This window comes from Erythrobacter sp. (genome assembly GCF_040217515.1).
In the GTDB taxonomy this organism is placed as follows: domain Bacteria; phylum Pseudomonadota; class Alphaproteobacteria; order Sphingomonadales; family Sphingomonadaceae; genus Erythrobacter.
The window spans coordinates 203,789-220,305 of record NZ_JAVJPT010000007.1 but is presented as its reverse complement, the minus strand read 5'-3'; the positions used below and the strand labels follow the sequence as shown (position 1 = coordinate 220,305).

Below are 16,517 nucleotides of genomic sequence, written 5' to 3'. Positions count from 1 at the left end.
GCGGCTAAGCGGCCCGCTTGCACGAAGCGTAAGGGGCAGGATCATGGGCGCGAAGGGGGAAAATGGCGGCGGCGATCTCGCCCGGGGCCTGTCCAAGGCCGAGGTGCTGATCGAGGCCCTGCCCTATTTCCAGCGCTATGCCGGGCGCACATTCGTCGTGAAATATGGCGGGCACGCGATGGGCGAGCCGGAGGCCGCGCGCGATTTCGCCGAGGACATCGTGCTGTTGAAGGCGGTCGGCATCAATCCGGTCGTGGTCCATGGCGGAGGCCCGCAGATCGGCGACATGCTGAGGCGGCTGGGGGTGGAAAGCACGTTCATCGACGGTCTGCGCGTGACCGACGAGGCGACCGCGAAGATCGCCGAAATGGTCCTGTCGGGCGCGATCAACAAGGAACTGGTCGGCTGGCTCGCCGGCGCGGGGGGCAAGGCGATCGGCCTGTCGGGCAAGGATGGCGGGCTCGTCACCGCGAAGAAGGTCGAGCGCACCACCCGGGATCCCGAAAGCCTGATCGAAAGCGTGGTCGATCTCGGCTTCGTCGGCGAGCCCGCAGCGGTCGACACCGGCGTGATCGACACTGCGGTCGCCGCCGGCATGATCCCCGTCATCGCCCCGATCGCGCCGGGATCGGACGGGGCGACCTACAACATCAACGCCGACACCATGGCGGGCGCGATCGCGGCGGCGCTGGGCGCGGCGCGACTGTTCCTGCTGACGGACGTGGCGGGCGTGCTCGATGCGCAAGGCGAGCTGCTGTCCGACCTGACCCCAGCCGACATCGCGCGGCTGAAGGATGAGGGAACGATAAAGGGCGGCATGGTGCCCAAGCTCGAAACCTGCGTCGCGGCGGTCGAATCGGGCTGCGAGGCGGCGGTGGTGCTCGACGGACGGGTGGCGCATGCGATGCTGCTCGAATTCTTCACCGCCAGGGGCGCGGGAACGCTGGTGCGCGCGCAGGGTAATCCCTAACTGGGAGGAAAGGAGCGCGGGAGCATCGCACTGGAATTAAGTGTATTGCTCGTGTAACACGCTAGTCAGGGACCAAAACGGCGCCTCGGGCGCGCAGAACGGATTACAGGCAGGCCCATGCAAGGATTACTCGCAGTCTACGACATCATCTCCATCCTCACGAGCGCGCTGGTGATGCTCATCATCATCCAGTTCGTGATCGGGCTGCTCTTCGCGTTCAACGTGGTGAGCCCCTCCAACCAGTTCCTGATGGCGTTCTACACCTCGATCAACAGCCTGCTCGATCCGATCCTGCGGCCTATCCGCCGCATCATGCCCGATACGGGGACGATCGATTTCTCGCCGCTTGTGCTGATCATCCTGCTGCAGATCCTGCTGCGGGTGATCCAGGCCCTGATCCAGAGCGCGTATTGAGCGAAACCGTGAAGAAAGCTGCCCGGATCGACGGCAAGGCCTTCGCCGCGCGCCTGCGCGAAAAGGTCGGCGAACACGCGCTGGCCTTCGCCGCAAAGGCCGGGCGCAAGCCGGGGCTCGCAGTGGTGCTGGTGGGCGAGGACCCGGCAAGCCAGGTCTATGTCGGCTCCAAGGGCAAGGCCTGTGTCGCGGCCAACATGGACAGTTTCGAACATCGCCTGCCGGTCGAGACGAGCGAGGCGGACCTCCTCGCGCTGGTCGAAAGGCTCAACGCCGACGCGACGGTCGACGGCATCCTCGTCCAGCTCCCGCTGCCGGATCACATCGACGAACAGGCGGTGATCGCCGCGATCCACCCGGACAAGGACGTCGACGGCTTTCACGTCATCAATGCCGGTCGGCTCGCCGTCGGGCAGGTTGGCTTCGTGCCCTGCACGCCGCTGGGCTGCATGATGATGCTGACCGAGCGCCTCGGCGACCTGTCGGGGCTGGAAGCGGTCGTGATCGGACGCTCCAACATCGTCGGCAAGCCGATGGCGCAGCTCCTGCTCGCGGCCAATGCGACCGTCACCATCGCCCATAGCCGGACCAGGGACCTCGCCGAGGTCGTGCGCCGCGCCGACATCGTCGTTGCCGCGGTCGGCCGGCCCGAAATGATCCGCTCCGACTGGCTCAAGCCCGGGGCGACGGTGATCGATGTCGGCATCAATCGCCTGCCCCCCGAGCCGGGCAGGGACAAAGGGCGGCTGGTCGGCGATGTCGCCTATGACGAAGCGTCCGAGGTTGCGGGTGCGATCACCCCGGTGCCGGGCGGGGTCGGCCCGATGACCATCGCCGTGCTGCTTCGAAACACGCTGGTCGCCGCGCATCGCAATGAGGGGCTCGCCCCGCCGGAGGGGCTGTGAGCGGGCGTGCCGCCGCCGGGCTGGCGCTCGCCGCTGCCGCGCTCGCCCTGACCGGCTGCGCGGGCGGACAACGGCGCGGGCCTCCGCCCGAGGTCATCAACCGTGTGCTCACGGGTGCGCCGGGCGAAGCGCAGCCGAGCCTCGTGGTGGCGACCGAGCTTGCCTATGCCCGCGCCGCACGTGAACAGGGCCAATTCACGGCTATGGGCGCCTTTGCCGCGCCCGCGGCCCTGCTGCACGGCCGCAACGGTCCCGTCGCCTTCACCGCACTGGCCGGCACGCTGGAGGATCCGGACACACCGTTCCAATGGGCACCGCGCATGGTGGTCATGAGCTGCGATGGGGCGGCGGCGGTGAGCGCGGGGCGCTTTCGCGAGCCCGAGGGCTATGTCGGCAATTATATCACCGCCTGGGCGCGGCAATCCGACGGCAGCTACAGGTGGACCTACGACGTTGCCGGACGCGACGATCCGCAGCCGCCGCCAGCGGCAAAACCGCAGGTCGGCGAGGGCGATATCGTCGTCACCGCTTTGGATGCGATCCGGGGCCTCGTTGCGAGCTGTCCGCCGCGCGGGCTCGAGGTTCCCGCCCCGCCCGCCATCCCGATCGGCGAAGGGCCGGGCAATGCCAGGCTTTCGGGCGACGGGACCCTGCGCTGGCGCTGGGAACACGCAGCGGACGGGACGAAACAGGTCGCGGTCGATTATTTCCACCAGGGAGAATGGGTCACCGCGATCGAGGAAAACCTTGCATCTTCGCCGCAGGAATGATCAGGGGCGGCTCGCCAGCCGCACCCGTGTTTGAGGCCCCGTCGTGATCCTGTCCGAACTTTTCGTCTCGGCGTTCATCACCCTGTTCGTGGTGATCGACCCGCCGGGCTGTGCGCCGATCTATGCCGGTCTGACCAAGCAGGCCAGCTCGGCGCAGGCGCGTGCCATGGCGCTGCGCGCGACCGTCATTGCCGCGATCATCCTCCTGATTTTCGCCTTTTTCGGCGAGCCGCTGCTTTCCGCGCTCCATATCGAGCTCGATAGCTTCCGCATCGCAGGGGGGCTGATGCTGTTCTGGATCGCTTTCGACATGGTTTTCGAAAAGCGCACCCAGCGCCGCGAGGAACGCGCCGAAAAGGTCGCCGCGACTCCGGAAATCGAGGATGTCTCCGTGTTTCCGATGGCGATGCCGATGCTCGCGGGACCCGGCGCGATCGCGGCCATCATGCTGCTGATGAACGAGGCCGAAAGCGCGGGCGAGCGGATCGAAGTGTTCGCGGCGCTGGGCGCGGTGCTGGCGATGACGGCGGCGGCGCTGGTCGCGGCAGGGCCGATCATCCGCCTGCTCGGCGACAAGGTCGAGGCGGTCATTACCCGCCTGCTCGGCGTGCTGCTGGCAGCGCTTGCGGCGCAATATGTGATCGACGGGATGAAGGGCAGCTTCGGCCTGTAAGCGGTGGCAGTCGGCGCGTCGCCTGCAGGGCGTCGCCGAACGTTTACGGTGAATCCGTCCGGTTCAACACCAGCAGGAGGCGCGGCCCGTTTGCGGTCGCAATCGGGGGCGAGCGGTGGATCGCGGGCTGATCGGTTGCGCGCTTGCCCTTGAAAATGCCGACATCGCCGGTCTCGAGCCGGTTGATCCGCCGCGGTTCGTCTCCGCTACGGACCCGCGCGGCGTCATCCCGAGAGAGCCATTGCGTGCCCGGCCCGACATAGGTCGTGATCAGGCGGGCGGCGACGTAATCGGCATGGAATTTCCGGCACGAATCGGTCCGGACGATCTCGAGCCGCAATTCGAGGTCCTCGATCCCGAGCGCGGAGCAGAACAGACCGGCAAGCAGCGCTGCATCCTCGGCAAGCGCCCGGTGGAGATGGCGCGCGCCGAATCCGTGACGCGCAAGAGCCGCGATCAGGCGCGGCGCAAGCTCGGTGCGCGACGTGCAGAAGCGGATATCCTGCGGTGCATCCTGCGTGGCGCCGCCCAGCAGCGGGCTCCAGTCGATCGCGGGCAGGCGCTGCCATACGACGAGGTTGCAATCTGGTTCGCGGATCGAGGCGAGCACGCCCGGGGCGGTCGACAGCGCGGCCGCGCTGGCAGCGTCGGAAAGGCTCGCTGGTTCTTGTGTAATCGTGCCGGGCACGGCGGGGCCTTTGCGTTAATGATGTAATGTTGTAACATAATCCTTACGTCCGAATCCCGAGATACGCAAGAGAGTCATGACACCTGCCTCCCGAAATCCCATTCCCGACCGTCTCGGCATTGCCCTTTCGGGGCTATGCGCGCTTCACTGCCTTGCACTCCCGTTCGCCGTCACGCTCGTTCCGGTGCTCGCCTCGAGCGCGCTCGGCACCCTTGCCGGAGCGGAGTGGTTCCATGCCGCCCTGCTTGTTCCGGTCACCCTGGTCAGCGGCACGGTGCTCAGCCGCCGCGCCCTGCAATCGGCCTGGCTCGCCGCGCTTCTCGTCTCGGCCCTGTTCGCGATGACCGGTGCCCTGTTCGTGGGCGAGGAATGGCTGGAGAAGGCGCTGACCCTTGGCGGGGCGGGCCTGCTGATGTTCGCGCACGGGCTGGGCCTTTATGCGCGCAGGGCAGGGTGACGGCGGGAGCGAGCGCTTGCGGCTCAATCGACGGGCTCGGCGTCCAGTTCGGGATTCATCGCCGTGATGTGATTGAGCCACTTCTTGGGACGCCGCAGCATGTCGTCGGGATAATCGACGTCCAGCCCGAGGATTTCCGCCATGCGCCCGACGAAATGGATGCAGTTGCGCTTTTCGAGGTCGTAATACTTGCCCGGCGCGTTCTGCCATGCGCGCACTTCGGTGATGATGCGGCGATACTGGCGATCTGTCAGGGTCAGCGTGAAGTGGCGATTGGTGTTGCGCACGTTGCGCTCGGTTTCGGCCAGCACCATGTGCTCGACCGGGCCGGTCAGGATCGCCGGAGTCACCTTGCGCGCGGAAAATCCGTAATTCTCGTTCACCGCTTCACCCGTCGCCTCGAGCGTGCCCTCGAGCACGATGAAGGTGTGTGGATAGCGGCCCCACAGCACCGAACCGTCGAAGCTGTGGAAGTGGATCCGCACCTCGGCGAGCGCCGCACTGCTCCACGCGAGCATGACCAGGGCGACGAGGTGGACCGCAAGGCGGGGCAGGCGCACGAGCTTTGAAGGCATGGGGGCGGCATACCGTCCCCCATACAATAATGGCAAGCCGCCTCAGGCCTGGAGCAGGCTCGCATTGCCGCCGGCTGCCGTCGTGTCGACGCAGACGGCGCGTTCGACCGCGAAGCGGGCGAGGTAATGCGGCCCGCCGGCCTTGGGCCCGGTCCCCGACAAGCCTTCGCCGCCGAAGGGCTGGCTTTCGACGACCGCGCCGATCTGGTTGCGGTTGACGTAGAAATTGCCGACCTTCACGCGCGCCTCGACGAAGCGGCGGGTTGAGGCGATGCGGCTGTGCAGGCCGAGGGTCAGGCCGTACCCGGTCGCGTTGATATCGGCGATGACCTGGCCGAGATCCTCCGACTTGAAGCGCGCGACATGCAGGACGGGGCCGAAATTCTCGCGCGTCAGGTCGAGGATCGAATCGACCTCGATGATGGTCGGCGCGACGAAGCAACCCTTGCCCGTCTCGTTCGGCATCGGGCAGCGCATGACGTGCCGCCCGCTCGCCTTGCTGCGCGCGACATGGCGTTCGAGCGCGGCCTGCGCGTCGGGATCGATCACGGGGCCGACATCGGTCGAAAGCCGCGCCGGATCGCCCACATTGAGCGCCTCGAACCCGCCGCGGATCATCTCGAGCATCGAATCGGCAACGTCTTCCTGCAGGTAGAGGACCCGCAAGGCCGAGCAGCGCTGGCCCGCGCTCTGAAAGGCGGAGGCGACGACATCGCGGACCACCTGTTCGGGCAGCGCGGACGAATCGACGATCATCGCATTCTGCCCGCCGGTCTCCGCGATGAAGGTCGCGATCGGGCCTTCGCGGCCCGCAAGCGTGCGGTTGATGGCGCGCGCGGTCTCGGTCGAGCCGGTGAAGGCGACACCTGCAAGCCGCGGGTCGGCGGTGATGAGCTGGCCGACCTCGCCCGCTCCGGGCAGGAGCTGGAAGGCTTCGGGCGGGATCCCCGCCTCGTGGCACAGCTTCACCGCGAGCGCGGCGATCAGCGGGGTCTGCTCTGCGGGCTTGGCGATCACCGCATTGCCTGCGGCGAGCGCTGCGGACGCCATGCCGGTGAAGATCGCGAGCGGGAAATTCCACGGGCTGATGGTTGCGAAGACTCCGCGGCCGTGGAGTGAAAGCGTGTTCTCTTCCCCCGTCGGACCCGGCAGGCGGATGGGCGGGCCGAATTGGCGCCGCGCTTCGGCGGCGTAGAAGCGCAGGAAATCGACCGCTTCGCGCACTTCCAGCACGCCGTCGAGCAGGGTCTTGCCCGCCTCGCGCGTGGCGAGGCTGAGGAATTCGGCCGTATGCGCCTCGAACAGGTCGGCGGCCTCCTCCAGCAGGAGCGCGCGCCTTTCGCCGCCCAACGAATCCCAGCCCGGCTGGATCGCGCTCGCGCGGGCGAAGGCATCCTCGACTTCTTCGGGCGTCGCATCGCGGCGCTTCCCGACGACGCTGGTCAGGTCGTGCGGCATGGTTATCGGCGCGATCTCGCCTGCTTCCGCGCCCGGGAAGGTCGGCTCGGCATACCATTGCTCGTCCGTGAGCTTGTCGATTTCGGACTGCAGGGGCGCAAGCACCAGCGGGTCGGACAGGTCCACCCCCGCGCTGTTGAGTCGGCCACCGCTATCGGCACCGAATATGTCCTTGGGCAGCGGGATCGCCGGATTGCGGCGCGGCCTGGTCGCGGCGAGTTCGCCGACGGGGTCGGTGACCAGGTCCTCGGCCGGGATCTCGGCATCGCCCATGCGGTTGACGAAGCTGGTGTTCGCGCCGTTCTCGAGCAGGCGCCGCACAAGATAGGCGAGCAGCTCCTTGTGCCCGCCGACCGGCGCATAGATGCGCACCGGGGTCTTTGCATTGCCCTCGATTGCGTGGAGCGCCTCGAACACGTCTTCGCCCATGCCGTGCAGGCGCTGGAATTCGAAGGGTTTGCCCTGACCAAGCTCCTTCACCACCGCCACCGTATAGGCATTGTGGGTGGCGAAAGCCGGGTAAATCACGTCGTCATGCTCGAACAGCCGCGCTGCGCAGGCGAGGAAGGAAACGTCGGTCGCGATCTTGCGGGTGAAGACCGGGTAATCGTCATAGCCGCCGACCTGGCTGATCTTGATCTCGCTGTCCCAATAGGCGCCCTTGACCAGCCGGACGAACAGGCGGCGATCATGACGGCGGGCGAGCTTCGCGATCCAGTCGCACAGCGGCACACCCCGCTTCTGGTAGGCCTGGATGGCGAGACCGAAGCCTTCCCAGCGGCTGCCGTCGGGGCGGATGAACACCTCGTCATCGGTGATCACCGCCTCGATGATGTCGAGCGAGACTTCGAGCCGCTCCGCTTCCTCGGCATCGATCGTGAAATGGATGTTCGCATCGCGCGCCTTCAGCGCCAGCTGCTTGACGATCGGGGTGATTTCGGCGCGCGCCTGTTCCGCGTGGAAATGGGTGTATTTCGGACTGAGCGCGGACAATTTCACCGAAATGCCGGGCGAAGATCCGATGCGCCCCGTCGCCTCGCGCGCGAGGCGTGCGATCGCGCCCTCATAGGCGTGGCGGTAGCGCTCGGCATCGGCATAGGTCATCGCCGCTTCGCCGAGCATGTCGAAACTGTGGGTCAGCCCCTTTGCCCGCTCCGGCGCGGCGCGCTTCAACGCTTCCCCGATCGTGCGGCCGAACACGAACTGGCCGCCCAGGATGCGCATCGCCTGCAACGTCGCGCGGCGGATCACCGGCTCGCCCAGCCGGTTGATCGCGGATTTGAGCGTGCGGCCCATGCCTTTCTGGTGTTCCTCGGGCCGTTCGAGCACTTCGCCCGTCAGCATCAGCGAAAAGGTCGCCGCATTGACAAAGGTCGAAGAACTGACGCCGAGGTGATCGCCCCACTCGATTTCGGCGATCTTGTCGCGGATCAGCGCATCGGCGGTGCGGCTGTCGGGCACGCGCAGCAGCGCCTCGGCCAGGCACATCAGCGCTATGCCTTCATCCGTGTCGAGGCCGTATTGCTGCAGGAACGCGTCGATCCCGCTTGCCGACTGGGCGCGCGCACCCTCGATCAGGTCGATTGCCAGGGCCGATGCCTCGCCCGAGACCTTGCGCGCCGGCGCCGCCTGTTCGAGCCGCTCGGCGACGCACGCTTCCTCTTCGGCGCGGTAAGCGCGGCGCAGGTCGGAGCGGTCGAGCATGTGCGTGGTGCTCTTGGGGATGTCGGGCGTGGTCAATTCGTGGCGCTTTCCTGATCGATCAAATCAAAAGGTCGGAATCGGCTTCGGTTTCTCTGGGAAAATCGCACACCGGACCGCCCGGGATCAAGTTTTGTGGATGGGGAGCATTTGAGCGGGATCAAGGATTCGTGCGACGGAACGCGCGACATTCGTGCGGCATTGATGCAGCAGAGATTGACAAACCGGGCGCATCAGGCGAAATTTGTCCGGACAAATTCACGAGGTGACAGCATGGCCAGCGATCTTCCCCCCCCTTATACCGCGCTTACCCGTCACGAAATGATGCCGCGCACCAGCCACGACGAGGCGGCGCGCTTCAATTTCCTCACCGCTTTCAATCGCTACCTCTCCGGCACCATCGGTGCCGGGAACAAGCTCGCCTATGAAAAGCGGGTCCTGCCCGCCTTTCGCGCGGAACACGGGCGCGACCCGGAACATCGCTATGAAATCCGCGACGCGATGAACGAGGATGACTGGCATCGCATGTGGTCGGCGCTCAAGCGCAATTCGATGGAGATGCGCCAGCATTTCGGGCGGCAGGTGGTCCTGCGCCAGCTCGACGAGCTCGACGCCATGGCGCGACAATACAACGAACATTCGGGGATGCTCGAACTCGATGAGAGCGTGGAGCAGCCCGAATACCAGACCGCGGTCGACATCCACTGCCAGCCCGGCGGCTATCATGGCGGCGAGCGTGAGGGCGACGTGACGGTCGGCGCGAATTACGATGTCGGCCTGTTCGCCACCGTGGGCGGCGCGCTCGGCGGGCTCAACGATGGCGGCGGGCAGGCCGTCGTCGACTGGATCAAGTCGGAGCGGCCCGACTGGAAGCCCCGCCGCATCCTCGATATCGGCTGCACGATCGGCCACAACGCCGTGCCGATCGCGCAGGCTTTTCCCGATGCGGAAGTGATCGCGATCGACACCGCTGCCGCTTCCCTGCGTTACGGCGCGGCGCGCGCGGCGGCGCTGGGGGTGACAAACATCCGCTTCGTCCAGGCCTCGGGCGAGGACCTGTCGCGCTGGGCCGACGGGCATTTCGACTGGGTGCAGACGACCATGTTCCTGCACGAGCTTTCGGCCAAGGCCATGCCGCGCATCCTTGCCGAAGCGAACCGCGTGCTCGCGCCGGGCGGGTTGATCCTGCATGTCGAGCAGCCGCAATATTCGGAGCAGATGCCGCTGTTCGAACAGTTCATGCGCGACTGGGACGCCTTCAACAACAACGAGCCGTTCTGGTCCGCCATGCACGGGCAGGATTTGAAGGACGTTATGGCGAAGGCCGGCTTCCCCCGCGACGCGCAGTTCACCGCCGGGGTGCGCGCGGTGGTCGATCCGGAGATCTTCCCGCCCTCGCCCGATGACGGCGAGGAGGATTTCGGCCGCGCCGCGATCTGGAACGCCTATGGCGCGTGGAAGCCGCTGGCACGGGAAGAGGCCGCGTGAGCGGTTCGCCCGAGGAATTCGACTGGGTCGAGGCATCGGGGCGCAAGGCCAAGGGCAGGCGGCCCGACTATTTCGACGATCCCGCGCTCGACCGGCTCTATTCCACCGTCTTCGCCCTCGCCGCCGAGGTTGCCACCCTGCGCGAACGGCAGGACACGGTCGAACGCTTGCTCGATGAAAAGGGGACGATCAGCCGCGAGGACATCGAAAGCTACGCTCCCGACCGCGAAGCCGCCGAGGAGCGCGGGCTTGCGACGAAAGCCTATATCGCCCGGATCATGCGCGGCTTCCAGCAGGAGGTCGAGGCGATGGAAGCTGCCGACCCGCCGATCATGGACATCGTTGAAAAGCTCTCGCGCGAATAGTCGCCCGGCGTTCCGCGCCCTTCATATCTTCATCGTTCACCTGGGGAGGGGGACATGGAATTCCTGTATCTGAACGAGCTGTCGATCCTCCGATGGATCCACATCCTCGCCATGGTGTACTGGCTGGGCGGAGAATGGGGCGTCTTCCAGACGAGCTATCACGTCACCAATCCCGCACTTTCGCTGGAGGAGCGGCGGCGGCACATGGAAACCGCCTATCGCATAGATATTCTCGCGCGCACCGGCATCGTCCTGCTTCTCCCGCTCGGGCTGCATATGGGCAAGATCTACGGCTTCGTGCCGCTGCTTGACGGGGCGGGAGTGTGGCTGATGTGGCTGTTCTTCGCCGTCTGGCTGGCGATGACGTGGACCGCCTTCCTCAAGCGCGAGACCGATATCGGCATCGCCGTCACCCGCGCCGAGGAACTGCTGCGCTACCCCCTGATCGCAGGCCTGTTCGTGCTTGCTGCCCTCGCCTTTGCCGGGACGGGGCCGATCCAGTCGGGCGAGGGGAACGATTGGTATCCGGCCAAGATGGCGCTTTATGCCTTCGCGCTCGTCATCGGGCTGTTCCTGCGGCTCGTCATGCGGCGCTGGACCGAAAGGTTCCGGGTGCTCGCCGCCGGGCCGGACGCCGCGCAGGAGGCTGCGCTGGCGAGCGAGATCGGCCTCGCGCGGTGGTCTGCCTATCTCTACTGGATCGTCATTGCCTCGGTCTGCTTCCTCGGCGCCGTCAAACCCTTCTGAAGGAGAGAGCAATGCCTGCCTACATGATCGTCACCGCCTCGATCCGCGACCGCGAGGCCTTCGTCTCCGGCTACGGCGCGCGCGCGGCGGAGCTGATCGGCCAGTTTGGCGGCGAATACCTGCTGCGTGGGCCGGGCGCGGAATGCCTCGAAGGCGATTTCGGAGAGGGCGCGAGCATGGTGATCTCGAAATGGCCCGACCGGGAAGCGGCCAAGCGGTTCTGGAATTCGCCCGAATACGCCGAAGCCAAGAAGCTGCGCGAGGGTCTGGCCGACGTGCAGGTCCTGCTGATCGACGGGCCGGACATTTCGGCATGAGCGTGCGGCCCCCGCTCCCCGCACGCCTGCATCGGGCCTTCACCCAGCATCCTTCCTCGGTCGGGGAAAGCTATGGCGAACACTGTGCAAGCGCGCTTCGCTTCGGCCTTGCCATGATTGCAGCGGGGCTGGCGTGCATCCTCCACGCCTTCGTGCCGTTCCTGTTCGTGCGCACGGGCAGCCGACAGGTCGTCCGCCTCCACGAAAGCATGGTGACGAACCGGTCGCGCCTCTCCGGTCCGATCGATTTCGTGATCTGAAGCTCAGTCGAGGATCTGGTTCAATTCGATCAGGATTCCGTCGGGGTCGAAGAAATTGCACCCCATCACGCGAATCTCCGCACCCCCGTCGCGGCCCGGATAGACCTGCAGGCGCGGCTCGGCGGTGAAGGTGACGCCGGGGACCTTCTTCGCCGCCCCGCAGCGGCCTTCGACATCGTCGGTGTTGAGCACCAGCACGACATCGCCAGGCCCCATGCGCTTGGGGTACTCGTCCGCCGGGATTGGGGGGCTGGTCCATTCCATCAGCCCGATCCAGCCGACCCACGGGTCATTGGCGTTCATCAGGACGAGCCGAGCGGTCGCCCCCGGCTCGCCTGCGGGCAGGGCGACGCCGCTGGTGGTGACGGTGGTGTCGTAATTGACCTCCAGCCCGATCACGTCACGGTAGAGCGCAAGCGATTTTTCCATGTCGCGCACGATGATCGTCGCGCGGCGCACGTCCGTCGGCAGGCGCTCGGCGGGCGCGTCGACGCCGGCTGCTTTTGGTGCGGCGCCCGGCGCGCTGGCGGCGGGCGGGGCTTCGTTGCCGATATTGATGGCGCATCCCGCCAGCAGGGCCGCGAGGGCCGCTATTGCCATTCTTCTCATTTTGCCTCTCCCACCGCGCCGCCACCGATAAGCGCGGCGATCCTGTCATCGTCGTAGCCGAGCCCGGCCAGAACGCTGCGCGCATCGCGCCCCGGCTTTGGCAATTCCTGCGGCGCGCCGATCCGCTGGCCGCCCATTTCGAGCGGGATGGTCGGCAGGCGCACCTCGGTGCCATTGTCGAGCGTCACCTCCTCCAGCCCCCCTTGGGCCAGGTGCGGGTCGTCGAACATGTCCTGAGGCTTGCCGATCGGCGCGAAGGGCAGGCCCGACCCGTCGAGCTTTTCGATCACCTCTTCGCGCGTCATCGTCGCGACGAGCTCGCGGATGACGGGAAGGATGCGATCGCGCGCTTCGACGCGGGCGTTGTTTTCGCGCAAGGACTCGTCCGCCCACAATTCATCGAGGCCGAAGAGGCGGCAGAACTTTTCCCACAGCGCATCGGTGACGACCCCGATGAACACGGGTTCGTCCTTCGTCTCGAACACGTCGTAAATCGCCCAGGCGGAGACGCGCGCGGGCATCGGTGCGGCCGGAGTGCCGGTGACGGCAAATTGCGCCATGTGCTGCCCGACGAGGTAGATCGTCGTCTCGAACAGGCTGGCGGTGACCTTCTGCCCGCGCCCGGTGCGGTGGCGTTCCTCCAATGCGGCGAGGATGCCGATCACGCCGAACATCCCGCCGGTGACATCGATTACGCTTGCGCCCGCGCGCAGCGGCTTTCCGGGAGGCCCCGTCATGTAGGCGAGCCCGCCCATCATCTGTGCGACCTCGTCCAATGCGGTGCGCTGTTCATAGGGGCCGGGGAGGAAGCCTTTCTCCGAGCAATAGACGAGGCGCGGGTTCGCTTCGGCGCAGGTATCGTAATCGAGCCCCAGCCGGTCGAGCGCGCCGGGGCGGAAATTCTCGACCAGCACGTCCGTGCCCGCGACGAGGTCCTTTGCGACCGCGATGCCTTCGGCGCTCTTCAAGTCGAGGCAGATCGAGGACTTGCCGCGATTGTACATCGGGAAATAGCCCGCGCCCGATCCCTTCAGCCGCCGGGTGCGGTCGCCGCCGATCGGTTCGACGCGCACCACTTCGGCGCCGAGCCCCGCGAGGATATGCCCCACGGTCGGCCCCATCACCATGTGGGTGAATTCGACGACCTTGATGCCTTGAAGCGGCGTCGGGGAGGTCATGCGGCGGCCCTTTCCTTGTAGTCGAGCATTGGTCCTGCATCTGGCGTGAACCCGTAGAGCGGCTCGCCCGGCAGCGCCTCTTCGACGATCCTGCGAACCTCCAGCAGTTTTTCGAGGTCGATCCCGGTCTTCAGCCCCATCGCGTTGAGCATCAGCACGAGATCTTCGGTCACGAGGTTCCCGCTCGCACCGGGAGCGAAGGGGCAGCCGCCGAGCCCGCCGAGTGAGGCATCGAAAGTGGTGATGCCCTCCTCCAGCCCCGCGACAACGTTCGCCAGCCCGAGCCCGCGCGTGTTGTGGAGGTGGAGCGTCGTGAGCCTGTCCGCGCCGACCGCGCCCTTTACCTTGCGGGTGAGCCTGCGGACCTGCGCCGGGTCGGCATAGCCGGTCGTGTCGGAGAGCGAGAATTCCTCGGCCCCCGCCTCGACGGCTTTCTCGGCAAGGCGCACGACCTGATCCTCGCTCACCGCGCCCTCCATGGTGCAGCCGAAAGCGGCGGAAAGGCCGACCGCGAAGTGAATGCCGTTCTCGCGCGCGATGCTGGATGCCGCCGCGATCTCTTCGAGCATCGCGGGGTGGTCCTTGCGCACGTTCTTGATCGAATGCGTCTCGCTCATCGAGAAGGGGATGGACATGGCGTGGACCTCGGCTTCGGCGGCACGCTGCGCGCCCTTGGCGTTCGGCACGAGCGCGACGACGTTCAGCCCTTCGATCTGCCGCGCGAAGGCGACCAGCTCCGCCGTATCCGCCATCTGCGGCAGGAGTTTCGGCGGCACGAAGCTGCCGACCTCGATTTCCTTGACGCCCGCCGCCGCCTCGGCCGCGATCCAGCGTTTCTTGGCTTCCAAGGGCATCACCCGGTCGATCGATTGCAGCCCGTCGCGCGGGCCGACTTCGGATACGAGGATTTCGGTCATGGGGTGTTCTCCAAGTATACCCAGGGGCGCGCCTTTCTGTCGGCCCGCGTCCATTCGTCGATGGCCGCCTTTTGCGTGAGGGTAAGGTCGATCGCGTCGAGCCCCTCGGCCAGCATCCGCTTGGCCTCCGGGTCGATGTCAAAGGTGTGAAGCTCGCCCCGGCAGCGGACCTCCTGCGCGGCGAGGTCGATCTCGACCACCTCTCCCGCGATGTCTTCCAGCACCGCGCGCGGCAGGGCGACGGGCAGGACGAAATTGCGGATGCAGTTCCCGCGAAAGATCGGCGCGAAGCTTTCCGCTACAACGGCGCGAAAGCCGTATTCGGCGAGCGCCCAGACGGCGTGCTCGCGGCTCGATCCGCAGCCGAAATTGCTGCCGGCGACAAGGATGGTCGAGTTGCAGTATTCGGGGCGGTTGAGGACGAAATCCGGATTGGGCGTGCGTGCGTCGGCGTCCGAATAGCGCCAGGGCGCGAACAGCCCGTCCGCCAGTCCCGTGCGCCCGGTCGAGCGCATTTCGCGGCTCGGGATGATCGCGTCGGTATCGACATTGTCGGCAAGCTTGCCGACGTAACGAGGACTATCGGCGAGCTTGTCGACATGGAGCGGCGCGGCGATCCCGGTCAGCGGCTGGGGGAAGGCGCTCATGCCGGTTCCTCCAGCTTCGCATATTCCCTCGGATCGGCGATGACCCCGGCGATGGCGCTTGCCGCGACGGTTTCGGGCGAGGCGATGTGGGTGCGGATGCCGGGGCCCTGCCGCCCTTCGAAATTGCGATTGGTGCTCGAAATCACGCGCGAGCCTGCGGGAAAGCCCTCGCCGCCTGCATAGAAGCACAGCGAGCATCCGCTCATGCGCCATTCGAACCCGGCAGCGGCGAAGATCGCATCGAGCCCTTCCGCCTCGGCGGCGCGCTTGACCGAGAGCGAGCCGGGGACGACCAGCGCTTTCTTGACTCCGGGCGCGATGTGGCGGCCCTTCAGGATCGCGGCGGCGCGGCGCAGGTCGGAGAGGCGCGCATTGGTGCAGCTGCCGATGAAGGCGGCGTCGAGCGGCGTCCCGGCGAGCGCCGTGCCCGCTTCGAGCCCGATATAGTCATGCGCCCGCGCCGGGCCCTGCGGGACCGCGCCGGTGACGGGGATGGTGTGTTCGGGGCTCGTCCCCCAGCTCACCATCGGGGCGATTTCCGAAGCGTCGATCACGATCTCGCGGTCGAATGTGGCGTCTTCGTCGGAGCGGAGGCTCGCCCAGTAGGGATCGTCGAAATTGTCCGGCGCATAGGGCCGCCCCGCGAGGTATTCGAAGGTTGCCTCGTCCGGCGCGATCAACCCGGTCATGGCGCTGAACTCGGTCGCCATGTTGCACAAGGTCATGCGCGCTTCCATGTCGAGCCCGCGCACCGCTTCTCCGGCGAACTCCACCACATGCCCCGCACCCCCGCCCGCGCCGTGGGCCGCGATGAGGGAGAGGATCATGTCCTTCGCCGTCACGCCCTTCGGCAGCGCGCCGTCATAGGTCACGCGCATCATCTTCGGCCTGTCGAGCCGCAGCGTGCCCGTCACCATCGCATGCTCGGCCTCGGACGAACCGATTCCCCAGGCGAGCGCGCCGAAAGCCCCTTGCGTGCAGGTATGGCTGTCGGGCGCGACCAGCGTCAGGCCGGGCAGGACGATGCCCTGTTCGGGCGAGATCACATGGACGATGCCCTGCGCGTGATCGTTCACGTCGAACAGGGTGATCCCGGCCTTGGCGCAGGCGGCGCGAGTTTCGGTGATGAAGCCCTCGCCGCCGGGCATTAGCGTGCCGTCGCCGCGCCCGGGCCGTGTGTCGACGATGTGGTCCATCACGGCGAAGACCCGCGCGGGATCGCGCACTTCCCGCCCCATCTCGGCCATGCGGGCGAGCGCCGCCGCGCCGGTGCGCTCGTGCAGGAACACCCGGTCGATCGCGACCAGCGCCGCGCCGCCCGCCGTCTCCGCGACCTTGTGCGCGTCCCAGATCTTTTCGAACAGCGTGCGTCCCATGG

At 66.8% G+C, this 16,517-nt stretch carries 19 protein-coding genes; 11 read left to right on the top strand and 8 right to left on the bottom strand.

The window, feature by feature from the left end; all coding sequences use genetic code 11:
• Nucleotides 1-43: 43 nt before the first annotated feature.
• From argB to RIB52_RS09470, 5 genes are all read left to right on the top strand, one after another.
• On the top strand, nucleotides 44-970 hold the full coding sequence (gene argB / locus RIB52_RS09490) for an acetylglutamate kinase (protein WP_350175182.1): 927 nt from the start codon (nucleotides 44-46) through the stop codon (nucleotides 968-970).
• Nucleotides 971-1,087: 117 nt separating this feature from the next.
• Entirely contained in the window at nucleotides 1,088-1,384 is a 297-nt protein-coding gene (locus tag RIB52_RS09485; RefSeq protein WP_350175181.1) for a YggT family protein, read from the top strand.
• Between the two features lie 8 nt (nucleotides 1,385-1,392).
• A complete protein-coding gene (folD, locus tag RIB52_RS09480; protein WP_350175180.1) occupies nucleotides 1,393-2,289 on the top strand; it encodes a bifunctional methylenetetrahydrofolate dehydrogenase/methenyltetrahydrofolate cyclohydrolase FolD in 897 nt (298 codons plus the stop codon).
• The gene (locus tag RIB52_RS09475) at nucleotides 2,286-3,059 is read left to right on the top strand and encodes a hypothetical protein (RefSeq protein ID WP_350175179.1); all 774 of its coding nucleotides are present in this window, start codon (nucleotides 2,286-2,288) and stop codon (nucleotides 3,057-3,059) included. The genes folD and RIB52_RS09475 overlap by 4 nt, the downstream gene beginning before the upstream one ends.
• 49 nt (nucleotides 3,060-3,108) lie before the next feature.
• Entirely contained in the window at nucleotides 3,109-3,732 is a 624-nt protein-coding gene (locus RIB52_RS09470) for a MarC family protein (RefSeq protein WP_350175306.1), read from the top strand.
• A 43-nt stretch (nucleotides 3,733-3,775) separates the two neighbouring features.
• On the opposite strand, the gene RIB52_RS09465 is transcribed toward RIB52_RS09470, so the two are convergent.
• Nucleotides 3,776-4,420 (bottom strand): DUF1826 domain-containing protein, encoded by a 645-nt coding sequence (locus RIB52_RS09465; protein ID WP_350175178.1) that lies wholly within the window; start codon nucleotides 4,418-4,420, stop codon nucleotides 3,776-3,778.
• A 76-nt stretch (nucleotides 4,421-4,496) separates the two neighbouring features.
• On the opposite strand from RIB52_RS09465, the gene RIB52_RS09460 reads away from it, so the two are divergent.
• On the top strand, nucleotides 4,497-4,877 hold the full coding sequence (locus RIB52_RS09460) for a MerC domain-containing protein (RefSeq protein ID WP_350175177.1): 381 nt from the start codon (nucleotides 4,497-4,499) through the stop codon (nucleotides 4,875-4,877).
• Nucleotides 4,878-4,900: 23 nt separating this feature from the next.
• Here RIB52_RS09460 and RIB52_RS09455 read toward each other — a convergent pair whose 3' ends face one another.
• Together RIB52_RS09455 and putA are read right to left on the bottom strand one after the other, a co-directional pair.
• Nucleotides 4,901-5,452: a hypothetical protein gene (locus tag RIB52_RS09455; RefSeq protein ID WP_350175176.1), complete on the bottom strand. Its 552-nt coding sequence runs from the start codon at nucleotides 5,450-5,452 to the stop codon at nucleotides 4,901-4,903.
• Nucleotides 5,453-5,494: 42 nt separating this feature from the next.
• A complete protein-coding gene (gene putA, locus RIB52_RS09450) occupies nucleotides 5,495-8,614 on the bottom strand; it encodes a bifunctional proline dehydrogenase/L-glutamate gamma-semialdehyde dehydrogenase PutA (RefSeq protein ID WP_350175305.1) in 3,120 nt (1,039 codons plus the stop codon).
• Nucleotides 8,615-8,884: 270 nt separating this feature from the next.
• Between putA and RIB52_RS09445 the strand changes: the two genes are divergently transcribed.
• The 5 genes from RIB52_RS09445 to RIB52_RS09425 are packed head-to-tail and all read left to right on the top strand — an operon-like array spanning nucleotide 8,885 to nucleotide 11,788.
• Nucleotides 8,885-10,099 carry a class I SAM-dependent methyltransferase gene (locus RIB52_RS09445; RefSeq protein WP_350175175.1) on the top strand — a complete coding sequence of 405 codons (1,215 nt, stop codon included), beginning with the start codon at nucleotides 8,885-8,887 and terminating at the stop codon, nucleotides 10,097-10,099.
• Nucleotides 10,096-10,464, top strand: coding sequence for a hypothetical protein (locus tag RIB52_RS09440; RefSeq protein WP_350175174.1), 369 nt, complete (start codon nucleotides 10,096-10,098; stop codon nucleotides 10,462-10,464). The genes RIB52_RS09445 and RIB52_RS09440 overlap by 4 nt, the downstream gene beginning before the upstream one ends.
• A 54-nt stretch (nucleotides 10,465-10,518) precedes the next feature.
• Complete coding sequence (locus RIB52_RS09435; RefSeq protein ID WP_350175173.1) at nucleotides 10,519-11,211, top strand: hypothetical protein; 693 nt, start codon at nucleotides 10,519-10,521, stop codon at nucleotides 11,209-11,211.
• Between the two features lie 11 nt (nucleotides 11,212-11,222).
• A complete protein-coding gene (locus RIB52_RS09430) occupies nucleotides 11,223-11,528 on the top strand; it encodes a DUF1330 domain-containing protein (protein ID WP_350175172.1) in 306 nt (101 codons plus the stop codon).
• Nucleotides 11,525-11,788 carry a DUF6356 family protein gene (locus RIB52_RS09425; protein WP_350175171.1) on the top strand — a complete coding sequence of 88 codons (264 nt, stop codon included), beginning with the start codon at nucleotides 11,525-11,527 and terminating at the stop codon, nucleotides 11,786-11,788. Before RIB52_RS09430 ends, RIB52_RS09425 begins: the two co-directional genes overlap by 4 nt.
• Before the next feature lie 3 nt (nucleotides 11,789-11,791).
• On the opposite strand, the gene RIB52_RS09420 is transcribed toward RIB52_RS09425, so the two are convergent.
• The 5 genes from RIB52_RS09420 to RIB52_RS09400 are packed head-to-tail and all read right to left on the bottom strand — an operon-like array spanning nucleotide 11,792 to nucleotide 16,515.
• A complete protein-coding gene (locus tag RIB52_RS09420) occupies nucleotides 11,792-12,388 on the bottom strand; it encodes a VOC family protein (protein ID WP_350175170.1) in 597 nt (198 codons plus the stop codon).
• Nucleotides 12,389-12,393: 5 nt separating this feature from the next.
• Nucleotides 12,394-13,575, bottom strand: coding sequence for a CaiB/BaiF CoA transferase family protein (locus tag RIB52_RS09415; protein WP_350175169.1), 1,182 nt, complete (start codon nucleotides 13,573-13,575; stop codon nucleotides 12,394-12,396).
• Nucleotides 13,572-14,492 (bottom strand): hydroxymethylglutaryl-CoA lyase, encoded by a 921-nt coding sequence (locus RIB52_RS09410; RefSeq protein WP_350175168.1) that lies wholly within the window; start codon nucleotides 14,490-14,492, stop codon nucleotides 13,572-13,574. Before RIB52_RS09410 ends, RIB52_RS09415 begins: the two co-directional genes overlap by 4 nt.
• Nucleotides 14,489-15,139 (bottom strand): 3-isopropylmalate dehydratase small subunit, encoded by a 651-nt coding sequence (gene leuD, locus RIB52_RS09405; RefSeq protein WP_350175167.1) that lies wholly within the window; start codon nucleotides 15,137-15,139, stop codon nucleotides 14,489-14,491. The genes RIB52_RS09410 and leuD overlap by 4 nt, the downstream gene beginning before the upstream one ends.
• The gene (locus tag RIB52_RS09400; RefSeq protein ID WP_350175166.1) at nucleotides 15,136-16,515 is read right to left on the bottom strand and encodes a 3-isopropylmalate dehydratase large subunit; all 1,380 of its coding nucleotides are present in this window, start codon (nucleotides 16,513-16,515) and stop codon (nucleotides 15,136-15,138) included. Before RIB52_RS09400 ends, leuD begins: the two co-directional genes overlap by 4 nt.
• Between the last annotated feature and the right edge of the window lie 2 nt (nucleotides 16,516-16,517).